21 protein-coding genes are annotated in these 25,405 nt (G+C 67.7%); 8 read left to right on the top strand and 13 right to left on the bottom strand.

Annotated features, from left to right (window positions below; all coding sequences use genetic code 11):
* Positions 1 to 59: 59 nt before the first annotated feature.
* From E0W60_RS19305 to E0W60_RS19295, 3 genes are read right to left on the bottom strand one after another with little or no spacing between them, the layout of a single operon-like run.
* Positions 60 to 1,250 (bottom strand): fumarylacetoacetate hydrolase family protein, encoded by a 1,191-nt coding sequence (locus tag E0W60_RS19305; RefSeq protein WP_135705291.1) that lies wholly within the window; start codon positions 1,248 to 1,250, stop codon positions 60 to 62.
* Between the two features lies 1 nt (position 1,251).
* Positions 1,252 to 2,217 (bottom strand): Bug family tripartite tricarboxylate transporter substrate binding protein, encoded by a 966-nt coding sequence (locus E0W60_RS19300; RefSeq protein ID WP_135705290.1) that lies wholly within the window; start codon positions 2,215 to 2,217, stop codon positions 1,252 to 1,254.
* A 46-nt stretch (positions 2,218 to 2,263) separates the two neighbouring features.
* The gene (locus tag E0W60_RS19295) at positions 2,264 to 3,403 is read right to left on the bottom strand and encodes an iron-containing alcohol dehydrogenase (RefSeq protein ID WP_135705289.1); all 1,140 of its coding nucleotides are present in this window, start codon (positions 3,401 to 3,403) and stop codon (positions 2,264 to 2,266) included.
* Between the two features lie 275 nt (positions 3,404 to 3,678).
* On the opposite strand from E0W60_RS19295, the gene E0W60_RS19290 reads away from it, so the two are divergent.
* The 5 genes from E0W60_RS19290 to E0W60_RS19270 all read left to right on the top strand — a co-directional run bounded on the left by E0W60_RS19290 (position 3,679) and on the right by E0W60_RS19270 (position 8,236).
* Positions 3,679 to 4,458 (top strand): enoyl-CoA hydratase-related protein, encoded by a 780-nt coding sequence (locus E0W60_RS19290; protein ID WP_135705288.1) that lies wholly within the window; start codon positions 3,679 to 3,681, stop codon positions 4,456 to 4,458.
* A gap of 69 nt (positions 4,459 to 4,527) precedes the next feature.
* A complete protein-coding gene (locus E0W60_RS19285) occupies positions 4,528 to 5,760 on the top strand; it encodes a CaiB/BaiF CoA transferase family protein (RefSeq protein ID WP_133096191.1) in 1,233 nt (410 codons plus the stop codon).
* Between the two features lie 59 nt (positions 5,761 to 5,819).
* The gene (locus E0W60_RS19280; RefSeq protein ID WP_135705287.1) at positions 5,820 to 6,809 is read left to right on the top strand and encodes a Bug family tripartite tricarboxylate transporter substrate binding protein; all 990 of its coding nucleotides are present in this window, start codon (positions 5,820 to 5,822) and stop codon (positions 6,807 to 6,809) included.
* 4 nt (positions 6,810 to 6,813) lie between these two features.
* Positions 6,814 to 7,740 carry an amidohydrolase family protein gene (locus E0W60_RS19275; RefSeq protein WP_135705286.1) on the top strand — a complete coding sequence of 309 codons (927 nt, stop codon included), beginning with the start codon at positions 6,814 to 6,816 and terminating at the stop codon, positions 7,738 to 7,740.
* Between the two features lie 85 nt (positions 7,741 to 7,825).
* Positions 7,826 to 8,236 (top strand): thioesterase family protein, encoded by a 411-nt coding sequence (locus E0W60_RS19270; protein WP_135705285.1) that lies wholly within the window; start codon positions 7,826 to 7,828, stop codon positions 8,234 to 8,236.
* Positions 8,237 to 8,288: 52 nt separating this feature from the next.
* On the opposite strand, the gene E0W60_RS19265 is transcribed toward E0W60_RS19270, so the two are convergent.
* On the bottom strand, positions 8,289 to 9,215 hold the full coding sequence (locus E0W60_RS19265; protein ID WP_133096187.1) for a transcriptional regulator GcvA: 927 nt from the start codon (positions 9,213 to 9,215) through the stop codon (positions 8,289 to 8,291).
* Positions 9,216 to 9,543: 328 nt separating this feature from the next.
* Between E0W60_RS19265 and E0W60_RS19260 the strand changes: the two genes are divergently transcribed.
* On the top strand, positions 9,544 to 10,011 hold the full coding sequence (locus E0W60_RS19260) for a PaaI family thioesterase (protein WP_133096186.1): 468 nt from the start codon (positions 9,544 to 9,546) through the stop codon (positions 10,009 to 10,011).
* 232 nt (positions 10,012 to 10,243) lie between these two features.
* Here the strand turns inward: E0W60_RS19260 and E0W60_RS19255 are convergent, their stop codons facing one another.
* The 6 genes from E0W60_RS19255 to prpB all read right to left on the bottom strand — a co-directional run bounded on the left by E0W60_RS19255 (position 10,244) and on the right by prpB (position 19,276).
* Positions 10,244 to 11,356 carry an asparaginase gene (locus E0W60_RS19255; RefSeq protein WP_135705284.1) on the bottom strand — a complete coding sequence of 371 codons (1,113 nt, stop codon included), beginning with the start codon at positions 11,354 to 11,356 and terminating at the stop codon, positions 10,244 to 10,246.
* Positions 11,357 to 11,569: 213 nt separating this feature from the next.
* Positions 11,570 to 13,024 carry a bifunctional 2-methylcitrate dehydratase/aconitate hydratase gene (locus tag E0W60_RS19250; protein ID WP_135705283.1) on the bottom strand — a complete coding sequence of 485 codons (1,455 nt, stop codon included), beginning with the start codon at positions 13,022 to 13,024 and terminating at the stop codon, positions 11,570 to 11,572.
* A gap of 26 nt (positions 13,025 to 13,050) precedes the next feature.
* A complete protein-coding gene (prpF, locus tag E0W60_RS19245; RefSeq protein WP_135705282.1) occupies positions 13,051 to 14,241 on the bottom strand; it encodes a 2-methylaconitate cis-trans isomerase PrpF in 1,191 nt (396 codons plus the stop codon).
* Between the two features lie 131 nt (positions 14,242 to 14,372).
* Positions 14,373 to 16,985 (bottom strand): Fe/S-dependent 2-methylisocitrate dehydratase AcnD, encoded by a 2,613-nt coding sequence (gene acnD / locus E0W60_RS19240; RefSeq protein ID WP_135705281.1) that lies wholly within the window; start codon positions 16,983 to 16,985, stop codon positions 14,373 to 14,375.
* A gap of 123 nt (positions 16,986 to 17,108) precedes the next feature.
* Positions 17,109 to 18,266, bottom strand: a complete 1,158-nt coding sequence (gene prpC / locus E0W60_RS19235) for a bifunctional 2-methylcitrate synthase/citrate synthase (RefSeq protein WP_135705280.1) — start codon at positions 18,264 to 18,266, stop codon at positions 17,109 to 17,111.
* 101 nt (positions 18,267 to 18,367) lie between these two features.
* Positions 18,368 to 19,276 (bottom strand): methylisocitrate lyase, encoded by a 909-nt coding sequence (gene prpB, locus E0W60_RS19230; RefSeq protein WP_135705279.1) that lies wholly within the window; start codon positions 19,274 to 19,276, stop codon positions 18,368 to 18,370.
* 285 nt (positions 19,277 to 19,561) lie between these two features.
* Between prpB and prpR the strand changes: the two genes are divergently transcribed.
* Positions 19,562 to 21,541: a propionate catabolism operon regulatory protein PrpR gene (gene prpR, locus E0W60_RS19225; RefSeq protein ID WP_135705278.1), complete on the top strand. Its 1,980-nt coding sequence runs from the start codon at positions 19,562 to 19,564 to the stop codon at positions 21,539 to 21,541.
* A gap of 13 nt (positions 21,542 to 21,554) precedes the next feature.
* Here the strand turns inward: prpR and E0W60_RS19220 are convergent, their stop codons facing one another.
* Together E0W60_RS19220 and E0W60_RS19215 are read right to left on the bottom strand one after the other, a co-directional pair.
* Positions 21,555 to 22,556 carry a cysteine synthase A gene (locus E0W60_RS19220; RefSeq protein ID WP_135705277.1) on the bottom strand — a complete coding sequence of 334 codons (1,002 nt, stop codon included), beginning with the start codon at positions 22,554 to 22,556 and terminating at the stop codon, positions 21,555 to 21,557.
* Between the two features lie 155 nt (positions 22,557 to 22,711).
* Positions 22,712 to 23,005, bottom strand: coding sequence for a putative quinol monooxygenase (locus E0W60_RS19215; RefSeq protein WP_133096177.1), 294 nt, complete (start codon positions 23,003 to 23,005; stop codon positions 22,712 to 22,714).
* Between the two features lie 223 nt (positions 23,006 to 23,228).
* Between E0W60_RS19215 and E0W60_RS19210 the strand changes: the two genes are divergently transcribed.
* Positions 23,229 to 24,452: an HD-GYP domain-containing protein gene (locus E0W60_RS19210; protein ID WP_133096176.1), complete on the top strand. Its 1,224-nt coding sequence runs from the start codon at positions 23,229 to 23,231 to the stop codon at positions 24,450 to 24,452.
* Here the strand turns inward: E0W60_RS19210 and E0W60_RS19205 are convergent.
* Positions 24,447 to 25,364, bottom strand: a complete 918-nt coding sequence (locus tag E0W60_RS19205; protein WP_135705276.1) for a LysR family transcriptional regulator — start codon at positions 25,362 to 25,364, stop codon at positions 24,447 to 24,449. The genes E0W60_RS19210 and E0W60_RS19205 overlap by 6 nt on opposite strands.
* Between the last annotated feature and the right edge of the window lie 41 nt (positions 25,365 to 25,405).

The raw sequence follows: 25,405 nt of genomic DNA, 5'->3' as shown, positions 1-25,405 counted from the left end.
TCGATGTGCGCCGGGCTCTCGGTGCCCCCATACAGGGGCGGATCAGGGGCGGGAGGCGATCAGGGCGGCGGATGCAGCAGGCCACGCCGGGCGAGGCTGTCCATCAGCGCGCCGATGCCGAAGGTCCACGGCGGCAGCGCGTCGCTGGTGCGGACCCAGTTCACCAGGCCGCCGAAGTGCGCCGCCGAAATGCTGACGCGGTCGCCCGGGTGATGGGTAAAGCCGGCGCCAGCTGCGTCGCGATCCTGCACCGGCGCGAACAGCGTGCCGCAGAACAGCATCATGCCGTCGGGGTATTGGTGGTGCGCGCCCATCGCATGCGCCACCAGTTCCTGCGGCGAACGGCTGATCTGCGTCATCGCGCTGGCGCCATGCAGCACGAAGCCATCCTCGCCTTCGATGGTCAGGCCGATCTCGGTCCGCGCGATCTCGTCGATGCCGAAATGCGCATCGCACAGCCGGATCCACGGGCCGATGCCGCAGGACGCGTTGTTGTCCTTGGCCTTGCCCAGCAGCAGTGCGCTGCGGCCTTCGAAGTCGCGCAGGTTGACGTCGTTGCCCAGCGCCGCGCCGACGATCTCGCCGCGCGGCGAGACCGCCAGCACCACCTCCGGCTCGGGGTTGTTCCAGGTCGATGCCGGATGCAGGCCCACATCCACGCCGGTGCCCACCGATGACAGCGGCGCGGCCTTGGTGAAGATCTCCGCGTCCGGGCCGATGCCGACTTCCAGGTATTGCGACCACAACCCCTGCGCGACCAGCACATCCTTGATGCGCATGGCTTCGGGCGAACCCGGGCGAATGGCGGCAAGGCCCGTGCCGATGATGGCGCTGACGCTCTCGCGCACCGCGGCGGCGCTGGCCGCGTCGCCGCGCGCGCGCTCCTCGATCACGCGCTCGACCAGGCTGGCGGCAAAGGTCACGCCGGCGGCCTTGACCACCTGCAGGTCGTTCGGCGCCAGCAGGTGGCGATGCTCCGGGTCCGGCCCGTGCGCGCAGGTCGAGTCGAGCCAGTCCTGCAGCAGCCCCAGCGAAGGCCCGGTGGCCTGCCGCACGCGTTCGGCGCAGTCAGGCAGCGCCAGCAGGCCGGCAATCGTGGGCGCGGTGGCCGTGATATCGAACAATTCCGCGCCGCGCACGACTACCGTCACGGGGCCCCCGCGCGGGCCGGGCAGCCACGCGCGTCCCACCAGCAAGGCGTGGTCCGCGTCGCGCGGCAGGGTTTCCTCAACCGAGATGCGTCGTGTCATGTCACACCTTCACGTTAGCGTCCTTGACCACGCGCGCCCACTTGGCGCGCTCCGTGGCGATGAACTGCGCGAAGCGCGCCGCGCTGCCGCCGCCGTCCTCGGCACCGAAGCCGGCGAGCTTGCCCGCCACGTCGGGCATCGCCAGCACCTTGTTCAGGTCCGCGTTCATGCGCTGGACCATGGGCGCGGGCAGCCCGGCGGGGCCGACCAGCCCGTACCAGGTGCCGGCATCGAAGCCGGGAAAGCCCGATTCCGCCAGCGTCGGCACATTGGGATAACTGGCCGCGCGGCGCGTGCGCGTCTGCGCGATCGCCACCACCTTGCCGCCCTGGATCTGCGGCGTGGCGGAAGTCATGGTTTCGAAGCTGAAGTCGATCTGGCCGCCGATCAGGTCGGTCAGCATCGGCGCCGAGCCGCGATACGGCACGTGCAGCGCATCCACGCCGGCGCGCAGCTTGAACATCTCCAGCGCCAGGTGCTGCGCCGCGCCGGCGCCGGACGAGCCAAAGGTGATCTTGCCCGGCTGGCTGCGGCACAGCGCGACCACGTCGGCCACCGAGCGCGCGCGCCCGCCGGTATGGCAGATCAGCAGGTTGGGCGTGACGCCGACCAGCATGACCGGCGTGAAGTCCTTCTCCACCGAGTAGCCCAGCTTCGGGTACAGGCTGGGTGCGATGGCATGGTTGCTGATATTGGTCATCAGCAGCGTGGTGCCGTCCGGCGCCTGGCGCGCGGTGTACTCGGCGGCGACCACGCCGGCGGCGCCTGGCCGGTTCTCGACGATGACCGGCACCCGCCACAGCGCCGAGAGCTGCTGCGCGATCACGCGCGCCATCACGTCGGTGCCGCCGCCGGGCGGGAATCCCACGATGATGCGGATCGGGCCGGTCGGCAGTGCCTGGGACCAGGCTGCCAGCGGCGTGGCCAAGGCGGCCGCGCCCGCGCACAGCAATGTGCGACGTCGCATGCGTTGTCTCCTGATGTTGTTGTTGGTGTAGGGAAGTGCCGGCGCCTTACAAGGACGCCTGCAGCAGCGCCAGGTAGTCCTGGGCGCTGGCCTCGCGCGGGTTGGTCTTGTGGCAGTGGTCGGCCAGCGCGTAGTCGATGACGCGCGGGAACAGCGCCGCATCGACGCCCATCTCGCGCAGGCCCGCGGGCAGGCCCAGGCGCCGGTTCATGCCGGTGATGGCCGGGGCGACGGCGCTGGCATCGGGGAGTCCCATGGCCTGCGCGATGCGCCCAAGCTTGTCATCGGCCTGCATCGACGGCGCGTCGGCGTTGAAGCGGATCACCGCCGGCAGGAGTACGGCGTTCAGGGTGCCGTGGTGCAGCGTCGGCATCAGCCCGCCCAGCGCATGGCTCAGGCTGTGCACGCAGCCCAGCCCCTTCTGGAACGCGAGCGCGCCCTGCATCGATGCGCTCATCATGGCCAGGCGCGCGGCACGGTCCTGCGGATCGCGGCGCGCGCGCTCGATATGCAGCCAGGCGCGGCGCAGGCCATCGAGCGCGATGCCGTCGGCGGGCGGGTTGAAGGCCGGCGCCATGAACGTTTCCAGGCAATGCGCAATGGCATCCATGCCGGTGGCCGCCGTCAGCATCGGCGGCAGGCCCAGCGTCAGTTCCGGATCGCAGATCGCCACGCGCGGCACCAGGTAGGGCGACAGCACGCCGACCTTGCGTCCGTCGTCGAGGATCAGCACGGCGCCGCGGCCGACTTCGCTGCCGGTGCCGGCCGTGGTGGGGATCGCGATCACCGGTGCGGTGGACGCCGTGATCCGCGCCACGCCGCCCTCGATCGCGGCGAACTGGCGCAGCGGGCCGTCGTGGGTGGCGCAGACCGCCACTCCCTTGGCCAGGTCGATCGGCGAGCCGCCGCCCACCGCGATGATGCCGTCGCAACGGTACTCGCCATAGAGGCGCATGGCCTCGCGCATGGCGGCTTCGGTCGGGTTGGACGGCGTGCCGTCGTAGATCACCGCCTCGCAGCCGGGGCGCAGCTGCTCCAGCACGCGCTGCACGATGCCGGCGGCCTTGACGCCGGCGTCGGTGACCACCAGCGGGCGCGTGATGCCGATGCGTTCGCATTCCTGGGCCAGCAGCCCGATCGCGCCGAAGTCGATCTGGATCTGGGTGATGTAGTGGATCAGGGCCATCTTGTCTCCATGCTGTGTGGGGTGGGCCGGACGCTGCGGGGCGGGCCGGCTGCATTGGTGACGAAGTCTAGGAACAAGGCGCGCGGGTCACAACGTGGATTTACTTGAAGCAACCCCAAGAAAAACTCACAGCACCGGACGCCTAGTTTTTCTTGAAGCGGCGCTGAGATTTTCTCGTTTTGCGGCGCGCGGCGCGGGCCCTAGACTGGCGCAGACCAGCCGGATTCCGGACCACCGCCCGCACCCGACGGGCCTCCTCCACACCAACGACAACCATGAGACAACCCATCCTGATCGAGCGCGACGCGCAGGTCGCCACCATCACGCTGAACAATCCGGACAAGCTCAATGCCATGGACCTGTCCATGTGGCAGGGCCTGACCGAAGCCATCCAGGGCCTGTCGGCCGACGACACGCTGCGCTGCGTGGTGCTGCGCGGCGCCGGCGACAAGGCCTTCGCCGCCGGCGCCGACATCGCCGAGTTCGACACCATGCGCGCCAACGCCGCGCAGGCGCAGCAGTACGGCGTGATCACCAACGCCACCATGCGCGCCATCGCCGAATGCCGGCACCCGACCATCGCGCTGATCCAGGGCGCCTGCGTCGGCGGCGGGCTGGAAATCGCGTCGATGTGCGACCTGCGCATCTGCGGCAGGTCGAGCCGCTTCGGCGTGCCGGTCAACCGGCTCGGGCTGGTGATGTCGTATGGCGAACTCGGCGGGCTGGTGGCGCTGGCGGGACCGGCGACCGCGCTGGAAATCGTCCTGGAGGGCCGCGTATTCGATGCCGACGAGGCCCTGCACAAGCGCCTGGTCAACCGCGTGGTGGCAGACGAGGCCGTGCCGGACGAAGCCTACGCGGCGGCACGGCGCATTGCCGCCGGCGCGCCGCTGGTGGCGCGCTGGCACAAGCAGTTCGTGCGCAGGCTGCTCGACCCCACGCCGCTGCGTCCGGAAGAGCATGCCGAGTCCTATGCCTGCTTCGATACCGAGGATTTCCGCATCGGCCACCGCGCCTTCATCGACAAGACCCGGCCGCAGTTCGTGGGCCGTTGAAAACACCTTCACTCCAAGCACCGCGGCGCCGCCATTTCCATGCGGCCGCTCCAACCTCAGGTGGTATCCATGAATTTGCCGTTATCGAAAATCAAGGTCCTGGACGTCAGCCAGATCATGGCGGGTCCGTTCTGCTGCATGCTGCTGGGCGACATGGGCGCCGACGTCATCAAGGTCGAAGCGCCGGGCGCCGGCGACCAGACCCGCAAGTCGATGGGCTTCCGGCTCAAGGGCGACGACAGCGGCGGCTTCCTGGCGCTGAACCGCAACAAGCGCAGTGTCGAGATCGACCTGAAGAACCCGGCCGGCCTCGAGGCCTTCTATGAACTGGTGCGCGGCGCCGACGTGCTGGTGGAGAACAACCGTCCGGGCGTGGCCGCTCGCCTGAAGATCGACTATGCGGTGCTGCGCGAGATCAACCCGCGCCTGGTCTATGCCAGCATCTCCGGCTTCGGCCAGACCGGGCCGTGGTCGCGGCGCCCGGGGCTGGACCTGATCGCGCAGGCCATGTCCGGCGTGATGAGCGTGATGGGCCACCCGGACGCGCCGCCGGTCAAGGCCAGCGTGCCGATCGCCGACCTGGGGGCCGGTCTGTTCACCGCCTATGGCGTGCTCAGCGCGCTGATGGGGCGCGAGCATACCGGGCAGGGGCAATACGTGGATGCATCGCTGTTCGAGACGGCGCTGGGGCTGTCGGTGTGGGAGTCGGCCGAGTTCTGGGGCACCGGCGACGTGCCGGTGCCGATCGGCAGCGCCAACCGCATGAGCGCGCCGTACCAGGCGGTGCGGGCCGCCGACCGGCATTTTGTCATCGGCGCGGCCAATCCCAAGCTGTGGGCCGCGCTGTGCGAGGTGATCGAGCGGCCCGACCTGCTTGCCGACCCGCGCTTTACCGACAACGCCGCCCGCATCCGCAACCGCGCCGCGCTGATCCCTGAAATTGAGGCAGAATTCGCGCGCAAGCCGGCGGCGCAGTGGGTCGATGCGCTGCTCGCGGCCGGTGTGCCGGCGGCGCCGATCTTCACCTACGACGAAGCGCTGGCCAGCGAACAGGCGGTGGCGCGGGACATGGTGCTGGAGATCGACCACCCGGTCGAAGGGCGGGTCAAGGCGCTGGGCTTTCCGGTCAAGCTGAGCGGCACGCCGCAGCAGGTGCGCTATCCGGCGCCGCTGCTGGGCCAGCATACCGATGAAGTGCTGGGGGAGTTCGGCCTGGACGCCGCCACCGTCACGCGGCTGCGGGCGCAGGGGGCGTTCGGCGCACCGGCCCGCGCACAGGAACTGGAACGCGGCGCCGCCTGAGCGCACCGCGGCCATCATCCATACCGATCATCTATACCGATAAAAGACAGGAGACAACCATGACGATTTCACGTTCGCTGATGCGGCGCTGGGCGATGCCCGTGGCCGTGGTGCTGGGGCTGCCGGCCCTGTTGGGCGGCGCGGCCACGGCGAGTGCGGAAACCTACCCCAGCCGGCGCATCGAGCTGATCGTGCCGTGGCAGGCAGGCGGCGGGGCGGACGTGGTAGCGCGCGCGCTGTCCGCCGCGGCCGCGAAACACCTGCCGCAGCCGATCGTCGTCATCAACAAGCCGGGTGCTACCGGCTCGGTAGGCCTGGGCGAAGTGGTCCACGCGAAGCCGGACGGCTACAAGCTGGTGCTGTCGTCCAGCGAGCTGACCTTCCTGAACTACCTCGGGCTGGCCAAGTTCACTTACCAGGACCTGGTCCCCATCGCACGCCTGAACGCGGACCCGGCCGCCGTGGCGGTCCGGGCCGAGGCGCCGTGGAGCACGATCGAGCAGTTTGTCGCCGATGCGCGCAAGCCGGACGCCAATATCCGCGTGGGTAATGCCGGGCAGGGCTCCGCATGGCATATGGCAGCCGCCGCGCTGGCAGACAAGACCGGCGCGAAGTTCAACCATATCCCCTATGCCGGCGGTGCTCCCGCCACGCTCGCGCTGCTGGGCGGGCATATCGACGCGGTCACGGTCAGCACGGCGGAGGTCTTCACGCATGTCGCCGCGGGCAAGCTCAAGGTGCTGGCGGTGATGGCCGACAAGCGGGTCAGCGGCTTCGAGAACGTGCCCACGCTGAAGGAGCGCAATATCGACCTGTCGATGGGGATCTGGCGCGGCATCTCGGCACCGAAGGGCACGCCGCCGGAGGTGATCGCGGTACTGAAGACGGCGATCGCGAAATCCGTGCAGGAGCCGGTGATGCGCCAGACGCTGGAGAAGCTGCATTTCAGCACCGATACCTATGCCGATGACGTGACGCTGCAGGCGGCCATGGTGAAGGAGTCGGCGCAGTTCAAGCAGCTCGCTAGCCGCATCAGCGTCAAGGAGTAGGCCCATGCGCGACACACCCGCGGCGGGCGCGGCGTCCGTCGAGCCCTTTATCGACGCGCACCAGCATTTCTGGAACCTGGCGATCAACCCGTACCCGTGGCTGCAGGGCGAAACGGTGCCGAACTTCCGCTATGGCGACTATTCGGCGCTGCGCAGGAGCTACCTTCCCGAGGATCTCGCCCGCGATACGGCTGGCTGCGCGCCGGTGAAGACGGTGCATGTCGAAGCCGAATGGGCGCGCGCCAATCCCGTCGACGAGACCGCCTGGCTGACGCAGCTCGCCGCGCAGACGGGACGGCCAACGGTGATCGTCGGCCATGCCCAGCTTGACCGCGGCGATGTCGAGGAAGTGCTGGCAGGCCATGCCGCCTGCGCGATGATGCGCGGCATCCGCAACAAGCCGGTGACCGCGGCGCGGCGCGAGGATGCGCGGCGCGGCGTGCCGGGCTCGATGGACGATGAGCGCTGGCGGCGTGGCTATGCGTTGCTGGCCCGGCATGGCATGTCCTTCGACCTGCAGGCGCCGTGGTGGGACCTGGATCAGGCGGCTGCGCTGGCACGGGATTTCCCGGGCACGCAGCTGATCCTGAACCATACCGGGCTGCCGGCCGACCGCACTGAAGCCGGCCTGGCCGGCTGGCGTGCCGCGATGGCCGAGCTGGCCGGGCAGCCCAATGTCGCCGTGAAGATCTCGGGCCTGGGATTGCCGGGAAAACCCTGGACGCAGGCCGACAATGTGCCGGTGATCCGCGACGCCATCGCCATCTTCGGCGCGCAACGCTGCATGTTCGCCAGCAACTATCCGGTGGACAGCCTGGTGGCAAGCTACGACACCATCGTGGCAGGCTTCCGCGCCGCCATCGCCATCTATCCGCCCGAACAGCAGCGCGCGCTGTGGCACGACAACGCCGCGCGCTGCTATCGCCTGTAGCCATGCAGTGCAAGGATCCGCCACCCGCACGGCTCGCGCCTTGGCGGCGCGGGCGGATTCGTCCCTACACTTGAAAGGACCACTTATGAAGAACGGATTGGAACCGGGCGCGACCTGCGCGCGCACGCTGACGGTCGACCGCCAGCGCACCATCGATTTCCTCGGCGAAAGCCTGCGCATCTACGCCACGCCCGAGCTGGTACGCGATATCGAACAGACTTGCCTCCATTTCCTGCAAGGCTTTCTCGATGACGGCGAAAGCTCGGTGGGCGCGGAAGTGTCGGTGCAACACACCGGGGCCACGCCGCTGGGCGGCGAGGTGCGCATCCACGCCGAGATCACGGCCATCGATGGCCGCAGTGTCACCTTCAGCGTGACCGCCGACGATGCGGTGGAGCGGGTTTGCAGCGGCACGCATCGCCGCTTCGTGGTCGATGTCGAGCGCCTGCGCGCACGCGTGCAGAAGAAGGCGGCATCGATGCCCGCCGCGGCCTGACCTCGCGCGGCCAGGCGCGTGCAGCTTGCGGGACGCGCCCCGCAAGCTGTGCTCAGACGGGGGCCGGCTGCTGCTGGTCCGCCGACACTTCCGCGCGGATCCAGTCGGTGAAGCTGCGGATGCGGCGATCCTCCAGCCGCTCCTTCGGGAACACCACGAAGTAAGAGAACTCGACCGGCAGCCGGATCGATTCGAACAGGCGCACCAGGCGGCCTTCAGCCAGGTCCTGCTCGATCCAGTTCTTCTTCACCAGCGCCACGCCCAGGCCATTGAGCGCGGCGTTGATGACCAGGTGGCTCGGCCAGAACGACGGCCCGCGGCTGGCGTCGACATCGGTCACGCCGGCGTGCTCCAGCCACATCGCCCAGTCAGGGTTGCTCACGTCCGTATACGTGCTGTCGTCGTGCAGCAGCGTATGGTGCTTCAGGTCGGACGGTGTCTCGAGCGGCTGCGAACCTTGCAGCAGCGCCGGACTGCACACGGGAATGACTTCGACCGCCATGCACAGCTCGCAGTGCAGGCCGGGGTAATCGCCGCGGCCATAGCGGATCGCCATGTCGAAATCGTCGCGCTCGAAGTCGATGCGATGGTTCGAGGTGGACACCTTCAGGTCGATGTCCGGGTGCGCCTTCATGAAGCGGTCCATGCGCGGGATCAGCCATTTGACCGCGAACGTAGGCGGCATGTTGACCTTCAGCGCCGGGCGGTCCTTGCTGTGCAGGCGGTGCGTGGCATCGGCGAGTTGCTTGAAGGCCAGCTGCACGCTGGGCAGGTAGGCGTTGCCGGCCGGTGTCAGCACCAGCGCCTTGGCCTCGCGGATAAACAGCTGCACGCCCAGGCTTTCTTCCAGTGCCTTGATCTGGTGGCTGACCGCCGACGGTGTGACGAACAATTCCTCCGCGGCCCGCGTGAAGCTCAGATGCCGGGCAGCCACTTCGAATGCCCTGAGCGGGTTGAGTGGGGGAATCTGTCTCGACATAGCGGGGGTACGCAATCCTGTAGATGCCTTGCCGGCATGCGGGGTGCTGAGGCACCGGCAAGCCGCTGCACGATAGCATTCGTGCCCGGGCATGGGAATAGGGGCCTGTCCCCGTGTAGGTGTATTCACAGCCGCTGCGTTTTCATCCGGCCGCGTAGCGGGGCAAATGCCCGGATCTGGCCGCTCCGTGATGTGCGCGATATGAGCCATGCTGCGCATCGGCGGCGCCATTGCCGCACAACTATGTGCGACGTAATTGAGCCGCTCGCAGCATTCCCCTACGCTGGCTGGCATAGCCTCGATCACTGACCACCTGAAGGAGCGCCCCATGCCGCAAGCCATCGCCACTCTCGCACCGTCGCGCCGCGATGCCATCGTCGACCCCCGCATGCACGCGATGATCGACAACATCCTGCTTGGCTCTCCGGTCGCGCGGGCGCTGGGCGTGCGGCTGGCGAGCCTGGCGCCTGAACACGTTGAGCTGGAGATGCCGTTCTTGCCGACCAACGTGACCCATGGCAGCACCGTGCACGGCGGGGTGATCGCCACGCTGATCGATATTGCCGGCGCGGCGGCGGCAGCGTCCGGCGCCAGTGCCGACGAAGTGAAGGGTGGGGCGACCAGTTCGCTGTCGATCCAGTACCTTGCGCCGGCGCAGGGGGCGGCATTGCGCGCCGTGGCAACCGTGGTGCGGCGCGGCCGGCGGCAGGTGGCGACAGAGGTGTCGGTCTACGCCGAGGCCGCTGACGAAGGCGTGCTGGTGGCTAAAGCGTTGATGAGCAGCGCCATGTTCTGAGTCGCCGGGCCAGCGCAAGAGCGCTGGCGCCTCCTTCAAAAACGCAATTAACCGCCAGAACTACTACTCCACACCAAGGCGCGCCAGTGCGCTGGCGCGATCCGCTTCCATCAAAAGCGGGCGGCTTGTGGAGGAATCGCTGCAGAGCAAGGCCCTGTCCCGCAAGCAGGAAAGGGCTCGCCGGAGAGGGCGGGGCGCGTAGGGTATCGACCCGGCCACGCCCACGCCGCCATCAATACTTCCAGAAAATCTGCTGCAGCGCCTTCGCGTCGTTAGTCTTGGTCAGCGCCAGCGCCATCAGGATGCGCGCCTTCTGCGGCAGCTGGTCGTCGGTGACGATCCAGTCGTACTTGTCGTCCGGCTGCTCCGCATTGCGGACCACCACGCCGCTGCCGGTGCGGGAGGCACGCACGATCTGCACGCCCTTGGCGCGCGCCGCCTTGAGCGGCTCGACCATGTAGTCGCCGACGCTGCCGTTGCCGGTGGCGGCGTAGACGATGGCCTTGGCGCCGTTCTTCACCGCGGCGTCGATGCTGGCCGGGTTGACGTTGCCGTAGGCGTAGACCACGGCCACTTCAGGCAGCTTGTCGATCTTGTCGATATCCCACTCGGTCTGCAGCGTGTGCGGGCGCGCCGGCAGGCGGTAGAACAGCGAGCGGCCTTCCACCACGTAGCCCAGCGGGCCGAACTGCGAGCGGAACGTCTCGGCCTTGAAGGTATTGCTCTTGGTGACGTCGCGGCCCGTGTGGATCTCGTCGTTCAGCACCACCAGCGTGCCCTTGCCCTTCGATGCCGGATTGGAGGCCACCAGCACCGCGTCATACAGGTTGAGCGCGCCGTCCGCGCCCAACGCCGTACCCGGGCGCATCGAGCCGACCACCACCACCGGCTTGTCGCTCTTCAGCGTCAGGTTGAGGAAGTACGCGGTTTCCTCGATGGTATCGGTGCCGTGCGTGATGACGATGCCGTCGACGTCAGGCTGCTTGAGCAGCTCCGACACGCGCTTGCCCAGCTTCAGCAGGCGTTCGTTGTTGAAGCTTTCCGAGCCGATCTGGAAGATCTGCTCGCCCTTGACGTTGGCGACCTTGGAGACTTCCGGGACCGAGGCGATGATCTTGTCGACCGGCACCACGGCGGACTGGTAGGCCGCGGTATTGATGGCCGAGGCGCCGGCGCCGGCAATGGTGCCGCCGGTACCGATGATGACGATATTGGCCTTGCGGGCTTCGGCCTGGGCCGTGGCCGGCGCGGCGGCCGTTGCCGGCTGTGCATGGGCCGTAGCGGTGATCAGGCTGGCGGAAAGCAGGGCAGCGGCCAGCGTAGTGGCGCGGGCAAAGTTCTTCATGGTTCTCCTCGGATGTTATACGGACGTGTAGGCACGTACAGGCACGATCGGAACGGCACTGCAGACCTTGTGGGTGGTGCGGTGCGGTCCGTCTTCCTTCGACGGCTTGCCGCCGCGGGCGCGAGAGCGCCGGGCGGGCAGCGGCTGAGACTATACGTTAGGAGAATCTTCAGGGGTTATGCCGATTCGGCATGAAACACCGTACCCGATAACCTAAATCGCATACATATCGAGGTAGTCGTTCACGGCTATCGCCTCCAAGCGAGCCTGGTCCAGCGATACCGCCAGGATCGCCTGCTGCTGCTTCGGCGGGAAACGCCGCGCCAGGTTGGTGCGGAATTTCTCCACCAGCAGCGGGATGCCTTCGGCGCGCCGGCGCTTGTGCCCGAGGGGATATTCGACCAGCACTTCGTCCAGCACGGTGCCGTCGTTCAGCGTGACGGTCAGTGCATTGGCGATCGAGCGCTTGTCCGGGTCGTGGTAGTCATGCGTCAGCGCGGGGTCTTCCCGGCAGACGATCCTGCCGCGCAGCGCGTCGATGCGCGGATCGGCCGCGACGTCATCCTCATAGTCCGCGGCGGTCAGGCGGCCGAACAGCAATGGCACCGCCACCATGTACTGGATGCAATGGTCGCGGTCGGCGGGATTGCTGAGCGGGCCCTTCTTGTCGATGATGCGCAGGCAGGCCTCGTGGGTGCGGATGGTGATGGCTGCAATATCCGCCGCCGAGCGCCCTGCGCGCGCGAGCGCCCCATGCAGCTGCATGGCGGCTTCCACCGCCGTCTGTGCATGAAACTCGGCGGGGAACGAGATCTTGAACAGCACGTTCTCCATCACGTACGAGCCGTAGGGCCGCTGGAACCTGAACGGCTGGCCCTTGAACAGCACGTCATAGAAGCCCCAGGTCTTTGCCGTCAGCGCCGACGGGTAGCCCATTTCCCCGGTGCGCGCGATCAGCGCCAGACGCACCGCGCGGCTGGTGGCATCGCCCGCGGCCCAGCTCTTGCGGCTGCCGGTATTGGGCGCATGGCGATAGGTGCGCAGGCTCTGGCCATCGACCCAGGCCAGCGAGACCGCATTGATGATCTCGTCGCGCGTCAGCCCCAGCATCTGCGCGACCACGGCAGTGGAGGCCACCTTGACCAGCACCACGTGGTCCAGCCCCACTTGGTTGAACGAGTTCTCCAGCGCGATGCAGCCCTGGATCTCATGCGCCTTGATCATGGCCGTGAGCACGGCCTTCATCGTCAGCGGCTTGCGGCCGGCGGCGAGGTTATTGCGCGAGATCCAGTCGGCGGTGGCCAGGATGCCGCCGAGGTTGTCGGACGGATGGCCCCATTCGGCCGCCAGCCAGGTGTCGTTGAAATCCAGCCAGCGGATCATCGTGCCGAGGTTGAACGCGGCCTGGACCGGGTCGAGCTGGAACTGGGTGCCGGGCACGCGCGCGCCGTTGGGCACGATCGTGCCCGGGACGATGGGGCCGAGCAGCTTGGTGCAGGCCGGGTAGGACAGGGCTTCGAGCCCGCAACCGAGCGTGTCGATCAGGCAGTTGCGGGCGGTATCGTAGGCGAGGCCGCTCTTGATCTCGTAGCGGGTGACATAGTCGGCGATGTCGACCAGCACCTGGTCCGGATCGGGGCGTTGCGCGGATGGCGTGCCGGTGGACATGAACGGCCTCGCGGGAGGGGCTCAGCTCAGAACGCGTCGCCCGGCACGCGCACCCAGCCTTCCATCAGCACGCGCGCGCTGCGGCTCATGATGGCCTTCTTTACGACCCATTCGCCATCGGCCTGCTGCGCCTCGGCGCCCACGCGCAGCGTGCCGGACGGGTGCCCGAAACGCACCGCGTTGCGTTCGCCACCGCCGGCAGCCAGGTTGACCAGCGTGCCGGGGATGGCCGCCGCGGTGCCGATGGCAACGGCTGCCGTGCCCATCATTGCGTGGTGCAGCTTGCCCATGGAGAGCGCGCGCACCAGCAGGTCCACGTCGGCCGCTGCCACCTTCTTGCCGCTGGAGGCGGTGTAGTCCACCGGCCTGGCCACGAAGGCCACCTTGGGCGTGTGCTGGCGCTTGGCGGCCTCGTCCACGTCCTTGATCAGGCCCATGCGCAGCGCGCCGTAGGCACGGATGGTCTCGAACATCGCCAGCGCCCTGGTGTCGCTGTTGATGGCGTCCTGCAGTTCGGTGCCCGTATAGCCGATGCTCTCCGCATTGACGAAGATGGTCGGGATGCCGGCGTTGATCATGGTCGCCTTGAGCGTGCCGACGCCCGGCACCTCCAGGTCGTCGACCACGTTGCCGGTCGGGAACATCGCGCCGCCGGCGCCTTCTTCCTCGGCGGCGGGGTCCATGAACTCGAGCTGCACTTCGGCGGCGGGGAAGGTCACGCCGTCGAGCTCGAAGTCACCGGTTTCCTGCACTTCACCGTTGGTGATGGGCACGTGGCCGATGATGGTCTTGCCGATATTGGCTTGCCAGATGCGCACGACAGCGATGCCATTCTGCGGGATGCGGCTGGGGTCGACCAGGCCGGCGCTGATGGCGAACGGGCCGACCGCTGCGGACAGGTTGCCGCAGTTGCCGCTCCAGTCGACGAAGGACTGGTCGATCGAGACCTGGCCGAACAGGTAGTCGACATCGTGGTCCGGGCGCGTGCTCTTCGACACGATCACGGTCTTGCTGGTGCTGGAGGTGGCACCGCCCATGCCGTCGATCTGCTTGCCGTACGGGTCGGGGCTGCCGATCACGCGCATCAGCAGCGCGTCGCGGGCAGGGCCGGGGACCTGCGCGGTCTCGGGCAGGTCTTGCAGGCGGAAGAACACGCCCTTGCTGGTGCCGCCACGGATGTAGGTGGCGGGGATCTTGATCTGGGGTACGTGGGCCATGGAGTCTTTAGTCCTGGTTAGGCCGGGGGCCTTTGCACAGCTTACGAATCGAATGCGGGGAAGCAAAGCGTAGCGCTTGTTTTCTCCCCTCTCCCGCAAGCGGGAGAGGGGAGAAAACCGGCAGCAGTGGTTTACGCCGCCGCCTTGCTCGACTCCAAAAAGTCCTGCGCAAACCGCTGCAGCACACCGCCAGCCTCATAGATCGACACTTCCTCGTCGCTGTCGAGACGGCACGTCACCGGCACTTCGATGCGCTCGCCATTCTTGCGATGCACCACCAGCGTCAGCGTGGCGCGCGGCTGGCGTTCGCCGATCACGTCATAGGTCTCGGTGCCGTCCAGCCCCAGCGTCAGGCGGTTCACGCCCGGCTTGAACTCCAGCGGCAGCACGCCCATGCCGATCAGGTTGGTGCGGTGGATGCGCTCGAAGCCCTCGGCCACGATCACTTCCACGCCGGCCAGGCGCACGCCCTTGGCGGCCCAGTCGCGCGACGAGCCCTGGCCATAGTCCGCGCCGGCGATGATGATCAGCGGCTGCTTGCGGTCCATGTAGGTCTCGATGGCTTCCCACATGCGCACGACCTTGCCTTCCGGCTCGATGCGCGCCAGCGAACCCTTCTTGACCTGGCCATCGACCACGGCCATTTCATTGATCAGCGTCGGGTTGGCGAAGGTGGCGCGCTGCGCGGTCAGGTGGTCGCCGCGGTGCGTCGCGTACGAGTTGAAGTCCTCTTCCGGCAGGCCCATCCTGGCCAGGTACTCGCCAGCCGCGCTGTTCAGCAGGATCGCGTTCGACGGCGACAGGTGGTCGGTGGTGATGTTGTCGCCCAGCACCGCCAGCGGACGCAGGCCCTGCAGCGTGCGCTCGCCGGCCAGCGCGCCTTCCCAGTACGGCGGGCGGCGGATATAGGTGCTTTGCGGGCGCCAGTCATACAGCGGCGCGGCGCTCTCGCCGGTTTCCGCGGTCAGCGCGAACATCGGCTCGTAGACCTTGCGGAACTGCTCGGGCTTGACGCTCTGCCTGACGATCGCGTCGATCTCTTCGTCGGTCGGCCAGATGTCCTTCAGGTAGACCGGCTTGCCGTCCTGGTCCGTGCCCAGCACATCCTTTTCGATATCGAAGCGGATGGTGCCGGCGATGGCGTAGGCGACCACCAGCGGCGGCGAGGCCAGGAAGGCCTGCTTGGCGTACGGGTGGATGCGGCCGTCGAAGTTGCGGTTGCCGGACAGCACCGCGGTGGCATACAGGTCGCGGTCGATGATTTCCTGCTGGATCTTCGGGTCGAGCGCGCCGGACATGCCGTTACAGGTGGTGCAGGCGAAGGCGACGATGCCGAAGCCGAGCTTTTCCAGGTCAGGCAGCAGGTTGGCTTCTTCCAGGTACAGCTCGACCGCCTTGGAGCCAGGCGCCAGCGACGACTTGACCCACGGCTTGCGCGTCAGGCCGCGCGCGTTGGCGTTACGTGCCAGCAGCGCGGCGGCGATCACGTTGCGCGGGTTGCTGGTGTTGGTGCAGCTGGTGATGGCGGCGATGATCACCGCGCCATCGGGCATCAGCCCTTCGGCTTCCTGCGCGCGGGCCTTGTCCAGGTCCACGGCGATGCCGCGCTCGGCCAGCGCCGAGGTCGGCAGGCGCTTGTGCGGGTTGGACGGGCCGGCCATGTTGCGCACCACGCTCGACAGGTCGAACTTCAGCACGCGCTCGTATTCGGCGTTCTGCAGCGAATCCGCCCACAGGCCCGCGGCCCTGGCGTACGTTTCGACCAGCTTGAGCTGCTCGTCGGTGCGGCCGGTCAGGCGCAGGTATTCGATGGTCTGCTCGTCGATGAAGAACATCGCCGCGGTGGCGCCGTATTCCGGCGCCATGTTGGAGATGGTGGCGCGGTCGCCGAGCGTCAGGCTGGAGGCGCCTTCGCCGCGGAATTCCAGGTAGGCGCCGACCACCTTTTCCTTGCGCAGGAATTCGGTCAGGGCCAGCACGATGTCGGTGGCGGTGATGCCGGGCTGGCGCTTGCCGGTCAGCTCGACGCCGACGATATCCGGCAGGCGCATCCACGAGGCGCGGCCGAGCATCACGTTCTCGGCTTCCAGGCCGCCCACGCCAATGGCGATCACGCCCAGCGCATCGACGTGCGGGGTGTGGCTGTCGGTGCCGACGCAGGTATCCGGATAGGCCACGCCATTGTCAGCGTGGATCACCGGCGACATCTTCTCCAGGTTGATCTGGTGCATGATGCCGTTGCCCGGCGGGATCACATCGACGTTCTTGAACGCCTTCTTGGTCCAGTCGATGAAATGGAAGCGGTCTTCGTTGCGGCGGTCTTCGATGGCGCGGTTCTTCTCGAACGCCTGCGGGTCGAAGCCACCGCATTCCACCGCCAGCGAGTGGTCGACGATCAGCTGCACCGGAACCACCGGGTTGACCTTGGCGGGGTCGCCGCCCTGGTCGGCAATGGCGTCGCGCAGGCCGGCCAGGTCCACCAGCGCGGTCTGGCCCAGGATGTCGTGGCACACCACGCGCGCCGGGAACCACGGGAAGTCGAGGTCGCGCTTGCGCTCGATCAGTTGCTTGAGCGAATCCGTCAGCGTGGCGGGGTCGCAGCGGCGCACCAGGTTTTCTGCCAGCACGCGCGACGTGTACGGCAGCTTGTCGTAGGCACCCGGCTGGATGGCCTCGACCGCGGCGCGCGCGTCGAAGTAATCCAGCTTGGTGCCCGGTAGCGGTTTGCGGTTTGCAGAATTCATGGTGTAGGGAAATCTATATAAGTATGAAAAAGGGGTAGTGGTCCCGTGTCAGCGACCAACTACCCCCTTTGCCCGCAGGCCCGGATCAATGCAACCCGACGCAGGGCAAACCGGCAGCCGGTCTTACTTGCGGTCCTTGATCGGCACGAACTTCAGGTTCTCCGGACCGGTGTAGTTGGCGCTCGGGCGGATGATCTTGTTGTCGATGCGTTGCTCGATGATGTGCGCGGCCCAGCCCGAGGTGCGCGCGATCACGAACAGCGGCGTGAACATCGCCGTCGGCACGCCCATCATGTGGTAGCTCACCGCGCTGAACCAGTCCAGGTTCGGGAACATCTTCTTGATGTCCCACATCACGGTTTCCAGGCGCTCGGCGATGTCGAACATCTTCATCGAGCCGGCATCCTTCGACAGCTTCTTCGCCACTTCCTTGATCACCTGGTTGCGCGGGTCGCTGATGGTATACACCGGGTGGCCAAAGCCGATCACGACTTCCTTGTTCTCGACGCGGCGGGTGATGTCGGCCTGGGCCTCGTCGGCGTTGTCGTAGCGCTTCTGGATTTCAAAAGCGACTTCGTTGGCGCCGCCGTGCTTGGGGCCGCGCAGCGCACCGATCGCGCCGGCGATCGACGAGTACATGTCCGAGCCCGTGCCGGCGATCACGCGCGCGGTGAAGGTCGAGGCGTTGAATTCGTGCTCGGCGTACAGGTTGAGCGACGTGTTCATGGCGCTTACCCACAGCGCCGACGGCTTTTCGCCGTGCAGCAGGTGCAGGAAGTGGCCGCCGATGGAGTCATCGTCGGTTTCCACTTCGATGCGCTTGCCGTTGTGGCTGTAGTGGTACCAGTACAGCAGCATCGAACCGAGGCTGGCCATCAGGCGGTCGGCGATATCGCGCGCGCCCGGGGTGTTGTGGTCGTCCTTTTCCGGCAGCACGGTGCCCAGCACCGACACGCCGGTGCGCATCACGTCCATCGGGTGGGCGCTGGCGGGGACCCACTCCAGCGCGGCCTTGACGTTGGCGGGCAGGCCGCGCAGGGACTTCAGCTTGGCCTTGTAGGCGGACAGTTCGGACTTGGTCGGCAGCTTGCCGTGCACCAGCAGGTGGGCGATTTCTTCGAACTCGCAGGTCTCGGCGATATCGAGGATGTCATAGCCGCGGTAGTGCAGGTCGTTGCCGGTACGGCCAACGGTGCACAGCGCGGTATTGCCGGCGGCAACGCCGGACAGCGCGACGGATTTCTTGGGCTTGGGAGTGACGAGCGGTTGCGCTTCGGACATCTGGGTCTCCTTGGTGTGATGCCTGGTGTTGCCTGTCTTTGTCAGGCGAACGGCCGGGAGGGGATCTGCCCCGGCCCGGCCGCGCCTGCCTCTATGGTGTCTTACTTGCCCTTGCCTTGTGCGAACAGGGCGTCGAGCTTCTGCTCGAAGTCATGGTAGCCGATGCTCTCGTAGAGCTCCGAGCGGGTCTGCATGGTATCGACCACGTTCTTCTGCGTGCCGTCGCGGCGGATGGCCGCGTACACGTTCTCCGCGGCCTTGTTCATGGCGCGGAAGGCCGACAGCGGGTACAGTACCATCGACACGCCGGCACCGCCCAGTTCGTCGGTGGTGAACAGCGGCGTGGCGCCGAACTCGGTGATGTTGGCCAGCACCGGCACCTTCACCGCGTCGACAAACTTGCGATACATGCCGAGGTCGGTCATGGCTTCCGGGAAGATGGCGTCGGCGCCGGCTTCCACGCAGGCCACGGCGCGCTCGATGGCGCTGTCCAGGCCTTCCACGGCCAGCGCGTCGGTGCGGGCCATGATGACGAAGTTCTCGTCGGTGCGGGCGTCGACGGCGGCCTTGATGCGGTCGACCATTTCACCCTGGGTGACGATTTCCTTGTTGGGGCGGTGGCCGCAGCGCTTGGCGCCGACCTGGTCCTCGATATGCATGGCCGCGGCGCCGAACTTGATCAGCGACTTGGTGGTGCGGGCCACGTTGAAGGCCGAAGCGCCGAAACCGGTGTCGACGTCCACCAGCAGCGGCGTGTCGCACACGTCGGTGATGCGGCGGATATCGGTCAGGACGTCGTCCAGGCTGGAGATGCCCAGGTCGGGCAGGCCGAGCGAGCCGGCCGCGACACCGCCGCCGGACAGATAGATGGCCCGGTAGCCGGCACGCTTGGCCAGCAGGGCGTGGTTGGCGTTGATGGTGCCGACCACCTGAAGCGGATGCTCTTCGGCAAGCGCCTGGCGGAAACGGGCGCCTGCGGAGCGCGCGAGGTCGGAAGCGGAGTAGGTCATGGCGTTTGCGTTTGAGGTGAACAAGACGGAGCCATAAGCGCAAGGGGTGTGCCAGCCTTTGCGGGCACGTCGCTGGAATCGCCGTAAAGCCTTGTCAGGACTGGCCTCGCGGGCAGCAGCGTGAAATCTTGCCGATGCCGGATGTCCTCATTTCAGCACATTTGAATTTCACATTCGCAAATCGCGAATTCAAAGTTGAAATCGGGGCTGGCATGACCGACAATGTGCCAGCACTCTACGCCTGTTCCGACGGGGTTTCACCCGCTCCCCAAGCCGCACCGCACCATGAGTCCTCCCGCCTCCACGCCCGCCCGCCCGCGCATCTGGGCCATCGGCATCAGCCGCCTGGCACGTGCCTTTGCCGACCTGATCCCGTCCTATGCCGCGCGCGCGGAATTCCGCATCGTCGGCAAGGGCTTCGAGGCCGCCGCCAGCGCGGTATCGCGTGAAGTGCGCGAAGGCCGGCTCGATGTGGTGGTCGCCGGCGGCTCCAACGGCGCCTACCTGCGGCAGCATGTGGACGTGCCGGTGGTGCTGGTCAAGGTGACGGGCTTCGACGTCATGAGCGCACTCGCCACCGCGCGCCGCATCTCGCCCCGGGTCGCGCTGGTCACGCATGCCTCCACCTATGCCGAGGTCGATGAATTCGTGCGCGCGTTCTCGCTGGCGATCCCGGCCTATACCTACCTGACCGAGGACGATGCCGTGGCGCGGGTCAAGGCGCTCAAGCAGGAGGGCATCCAGGTGGTGGTCGGCCCAGGGCTGGTCACCGACCTGGCCGACCGCTACGGCCTGACCGGCGTGTTCCTGTATTCAGGCAACTCGGTGCGCATGGCGCTGGAAGACGCGATCGAGGCCGCACGGCTGCGCCGCATTGAATCGACCCGGCGCGACTATGTCAACACTATCCTGGCGCACCTGAACGAGGGCGTGGCCGCCGTCGATGCGGAAGGGCGGATCCAGTCGTTCAATCCGGCCATGGAGCGATTCCTCGGTACCTCGGCCGCGGCCGCTGTGGGCCGCAAGCTGCAGACGCTGGCGCCCAACCTGTCGCTTGAAGGCGTGATGCAGAGCGGCGACAAGGAGCTGGAAGCGATCCACAAGCTCGGCGACAAGATGGTGGTGGTCAACCGCATCCCGATCGCCAGCGAAGCCGGCACCCTCGGCGCGGTGCTCACCATCCAGGACGCCAGCGCGATCCAGCGCGTCGACCGCAACCTGCGCTCGCGCAGCCGCGCCCGGCCCGCGGGCGTGCGCTACAGCCTCGACGACCTCGCCGGCACCTCCGCGGTGATGACCGAACTGCGCACGCTGGCGCGGCGCTACGCCGTGGTCGATTCCACCGTGCTGATCGGCGGCGAGAGCGGCACCGGCAAGGAAGTGCTGGCGCAGGGCATGCACGACGCCAGCCCGCGCCGCGCGTTCCCGTTCGTGGCGGTCAACTGCGCCGCGTTTCCGGAAGCGCTGCTGGAGAGCGAGCTGTTCGGCTACGAAGAGGGCGCCTTCACCGGCGCGCGCCGCGGGGGCAAGGCCGGCCTGTTCGAGTCGGCGCACAACGGGACACTGTTCCTCGACGAAGTGGGCGACATGCCGCCGACGCTGCAGACGCGCCTGCTGCGCGTGCTGCAGGAAAAACAGGTGCTGCCGATCGGCGGCCTCGACGCCGTGCCCGTCAACGTGCGCGTGATCGCGGCCACCCACCGCGACCTGCCCGCGATGGTGCGCGACGGCGGCTTCCGCCAGGACCTGTACTACCGCCTCAATATCCTGCGCATCGAGATGCCGCCGTTGCGCGAGCGCGCCGAAGACCTGGCCGAGCTCGCCGAGCTGCTGTACCGCCGCGCGCAGGAGCGCCTGGGCACCGAGCGTGCGCAGCGCTTGCCGGCCGTGGCGCGCTCGCGCCTGGCGCGCTACGCATGGCCGGGCAATATCCGCGAGCTGGAAAATGTCACGGAGCGCATCGCGGTGCTGGTGGCCGGCCGCAAGCTGGAAGCCGATGCACTGCTCCGAGAACTGCAGGCCGCCGTGCCGGAACTTTTTGGCGGCGAGGGCGTGGCGATGGCCGTGGCGGAAGCCCCAACGGAACCGGCCGCGCGCGCTGCAACGGCCGGCAGGCCCGGCCATTCGCTGGCGCGCGTCAAGCAGTCGAGCGAAGTCGAGCATATCCGCCGCGTGCTCGCCGAATGCGGCGGCGACCGGACCGCCGCGTGCCACATCCTGGGCATCAGCCCGACCACGCTGTGGCGGCGGCTGAAGGCGGCGTAGCCGCCGGCCGTGCCTATACCCCCGGGCCGACGCGCCGGAACGGAATCGGCTGCAGGTTCTTGCCGGCCAGCCACGCCTCGTTGAAGAGCCGGCCCATGTACAGGTCGCCGCGGTCGCAGAGCAGGGTCACGATGGTGTGGCCCGGTCCCATCTCGCGGGCCAGCGCCACGGCGGCGCCGACATTGATTCCTGAAGAGCCACCCAGGAACAGCCCTTCCTCGCGCAGCATCCGGTAGACCATGTCGACGCAGGTCTGGTCGTCGACCTGCACCGCATCGTCGATCGGCGTGTCCTGCAGGTTGGCGGTGACGCGGCTGGTGCCGATGCCTTCGGTGATCGAACTGCCCTCGGCCTTGAGTTCGCGGTGCTTGACGAAGTTATAGAGGGCGCTGCCGTGCGGGTCGGCCAGCACGATGCGCACGGCCGGCTTGTGCTCCTTCAGGCAACGCGCGATGCCCGCCAGCGACCCGCCGGTGCCGGTGGAGCAGGTGAAGGCATCGATGCGGCCAGCCGTGGCGTGCCAGATCTCGGGGCCGGTGGTTTCGTAGTGGGCCTGCCGGTTGGCGAGGTTGTCGAATTGGTTGGCCCAGATCGCATTATCGGTTTCCTCGGCCAGCCGGCAAGCGATCTTCTGGTAGTTGCCGGGATCGGCATAAGGCTTGGCGGGAACCGGCCGCACCTCGGCGCCGAGCATGCGCAGCCGTTCCATCTTCTCCGGCGACTGCGTGTCGGGGATCACCACGATGCAGCGATAGCCGCGCGCCGCGCACAGGTGGGCCAGGCCGATGCCGGTATTGCCCGCCGTGCCTTCGATCACGGTGCCGCCGGGCTTCAGCACGCCGCGGCGCTCGGCGTCGCGGATGATGTAGAGCGCGGCGCGGTCCTTGACCGAGCCGCCCGGGTTCAGGAATTCGGCCTTGCCGTAGATATCGCAGCCGGTCTCGGCGCTCAGCCCCGCCAACCGGATCAGCGGGGTGTGTCCGATGGTGCCGGCAAATCCGTCCCTGACTTCCATGATGCACTCCTGCCAGGCCGCGGCGGCCCGAGATGAGGGTCAATCTGATTGATAGACCGGGGCGGCGGGAATGACAAGCGGGGGGAAGAAGGCCGTGGGGCCGCGGAAGTGGCGCCGGTAACGCCTGGCGCGGTGGCTGGCCGTGTCAGGCTGCGTCAGGCCGCATTCAGCCAGCGGAAACTGAAGTCGCCTTCGACGAATTCCCGCCGCGACGCGTGGAAATCGCGCATATACGGCCGGTTCAGGTGCGATTCCAGCGCGTTCTTCGAGTCCCAGACCATATAGATCACGAAGACCTGAGCGTCCTCGGCATCCTGCCCGACATGGTAGTCCAGGCAGCCGGGCTCCTTCAGCCCGCGCGTTTGCAGCGTGGTGAGCTGGGATACCAGCGCCTCGCGGCGATGGGACTTGGCACGGGCGATGCCGACTAGCGTGTACGTTCCGGACATGGTTGAACGGGGGCGACTGGCTGGCGTCTGGTGAGCTCTGGGCGCGCCATTGTAGCGCCGGCGCCGGGGCCGCCTGGAATGCCTGACGGCGCCGTCCGGGCATTTGGCGCCCCCTTGACAACGCCGGCGCGGTTCCGGCGGGCAAAAAACAGGCCTCAAGTCTGGCGCCGGCCTGCCGATAGCCATTCCGACAAGAAAAAAACCAGCGTCCGGGGGACATCTCATGCTGAGACGAATCGGGTCGGAACAATTGCAGGTCGGGATGTTTGTCGCCAGGCTGGGTGGGCCGTGGATCAGCCACCCGTTCTGGCGCGCGAAGTTTCTGGTCAGCCACGAAGACCAGATTCGGCAGATCCAGTCCGCGGGCGTCCGCGAAGTCTGGATCGATATCCTCAAGGGGCGCAACCTGCCCGCACCAGCCGTGCCCGAGGCGCCGCCAGTGCCGGTTGCCGAGGCCGAGCCACCGGCGTGGGAGCCTGCGGCCGAGCAGCCGGTCGCTTCGCTCGAAGCCGAGCTCGGCCGGGCGCGCGACCTGCTCCAGTCCGGCAAGGCGGTGATCGGCTCCATGTTCGCCGACATCCGCATGGGCCGCGCGCTGGAGGTCGGACGCGCGCTGCCGCTGGTCGACGCCGCGTCGCGCTCGCTGTCGCGCCACGGGCAGGCGCTGCTGGCGCTGGCGCGGCTCAAGGCGCGCGACGACTACAGCTACCTGCACGCCTTTGCCGTCTGCGCGCTGATGATCGCGGTCGGGCGGACGCTGAGCCTGCCGGAGGACGAGGTGCGCGAACTCGGCCTCGCCGGCCTGGTGCACGACATCGGCAAGCTGACGTTGCCCGAATCCGTGCAGCACAAGGCCGTCGCACGCACGCCCGAGGAAGAGGAAAGCTACCGCCGCCATCCGTCGGCGGGCTACCGCATCCTCAACGAGGCGCGGCTGGTCTCCAATATCCCGCTCGATGTCTGTGTCCACCACCACGAACGCGTGGACGGCCGCGGCTACCCGTTCGGGCTGGCCGGCCACGAACTGAGCATCCACGCCAGGATTGCCGCGATCTGCGACGCCTACGATGCGCTGACCTCGGACCGTCCGGGCCACCAGCAATGGTCGCCGGCGCGCGCCATGGAATACATGGCCGTGCGCGTCGACACGCTGTTCGACCGCCGGGTGTTCAAGGCCTTCACGCGCACCGTCGGCATCTACCCGCTGGGCACCGTGCTGCGGCTGCGCTCCAACCGGCTGGCGGTGGTTTGCGGCCAGAACGAAGCCGACCCCTTGCGGCCGCTGGTGATGGCGTTCTATTCGGTGTCGCAGTCACGCCCGGTACCGACGGAACTGATCGACCTGCGGCACAGCGAGGAGACGGTGGTGGCGTTCGAGAATGCCGCCGAATGGGGTTACACGGACGAGCAACTGATGGCGATGTATACGAATACGAAAGCTTCATAGCGCCGGCGCCGGCTTCAGCCAGGGCGACGCACTGAGCCTGGCGTAGAGAAAGTCGTTGAACGCCCGGACCCGCGCGCTATGGCGCAGGTCGGGATGGGTCAGGATCCACAGCGGCGTGCCGAGCGCGGGGTCGGGCCGGGCCAGACGGACCAGGCCTGCGTCGTGCTCGGCCAGCAGGCACAGCAGCATGCCGATACCCATGCCATGCCTGACGGCATCGACCATGGCCACCAGGCTGTCTACGCTCACCAGCCGGCGCGCCGGCGGCACGTGCTCGGCCACCCAGCGAGCCTGCGCGAGATGCGCGAGCGCGTCGTCCGGGACCACCCAGTCGTGGCCGGCCCAGTCAGGCGCTGCGGTTCCACGGGCCGGGGCGTTGCCGGTTTGCGCCAGGTAGTCGCGCGATGCGTACGGCGCAGTTTCCAGCATCCCGACCTGGCGCCCGACCAGGTATTCCGGCGGCGCGCTGGCCGGACGTACCGCCACATCCGCCTCGCGCCGGCTCAGGCTCAGGAAGCTGTTGTTGACCACGATCTGCAACTGGATCCGCGGATGCAGCGCGCGAAATTCCGCGAACAGCGGCATCAGCAGCCCGGCCAGCAGCGTGTCCGTAGTGGTGACCCGCAGCGGCCCGCTCAGCTGGCTGTCCAGGCCGGACAACTGGCGTTGCGCGGCATCGATCTGTTCGCCGACGCCGGCAAGCCGCTGGGCCAGCGCTTCGCCCGCTGTGGTGAGGGCGTAGCCCGCCGGATGGCGCTCGAAGAGCAGGGTGCCCAGCACCTCTTCCAGCCGGGCGAGCCGGCGCAGCACGGTGGAGTGGTTGACGTGCAGCGTCCGGGCAGCGCCGGCCAGCGAGCCTGACTGGCTGACGGCAAGGAAGTACTTCAGGTCGTCCCAGTCCGCTTCCTGCATGTTTGCATAGCCCCTTTGCGAAAATAGCCAGTTCTCGTGCC

The organism is Cupriavidus oxalaticus (genome assembly GCF_004768545.1).
Classification (GTDB): domain Bacteria; phylum Pseudomonadota; class Gammaproteobacteria; order Burkholderiales; family Burkholderiaceae; genus Cupriavidus; species Cupriavidus oxalaticus_A.
Note: the sequence above shows the minus strand (reverse complement) of the source record. Positions and strands in the feature narration are given on the sequence as shown.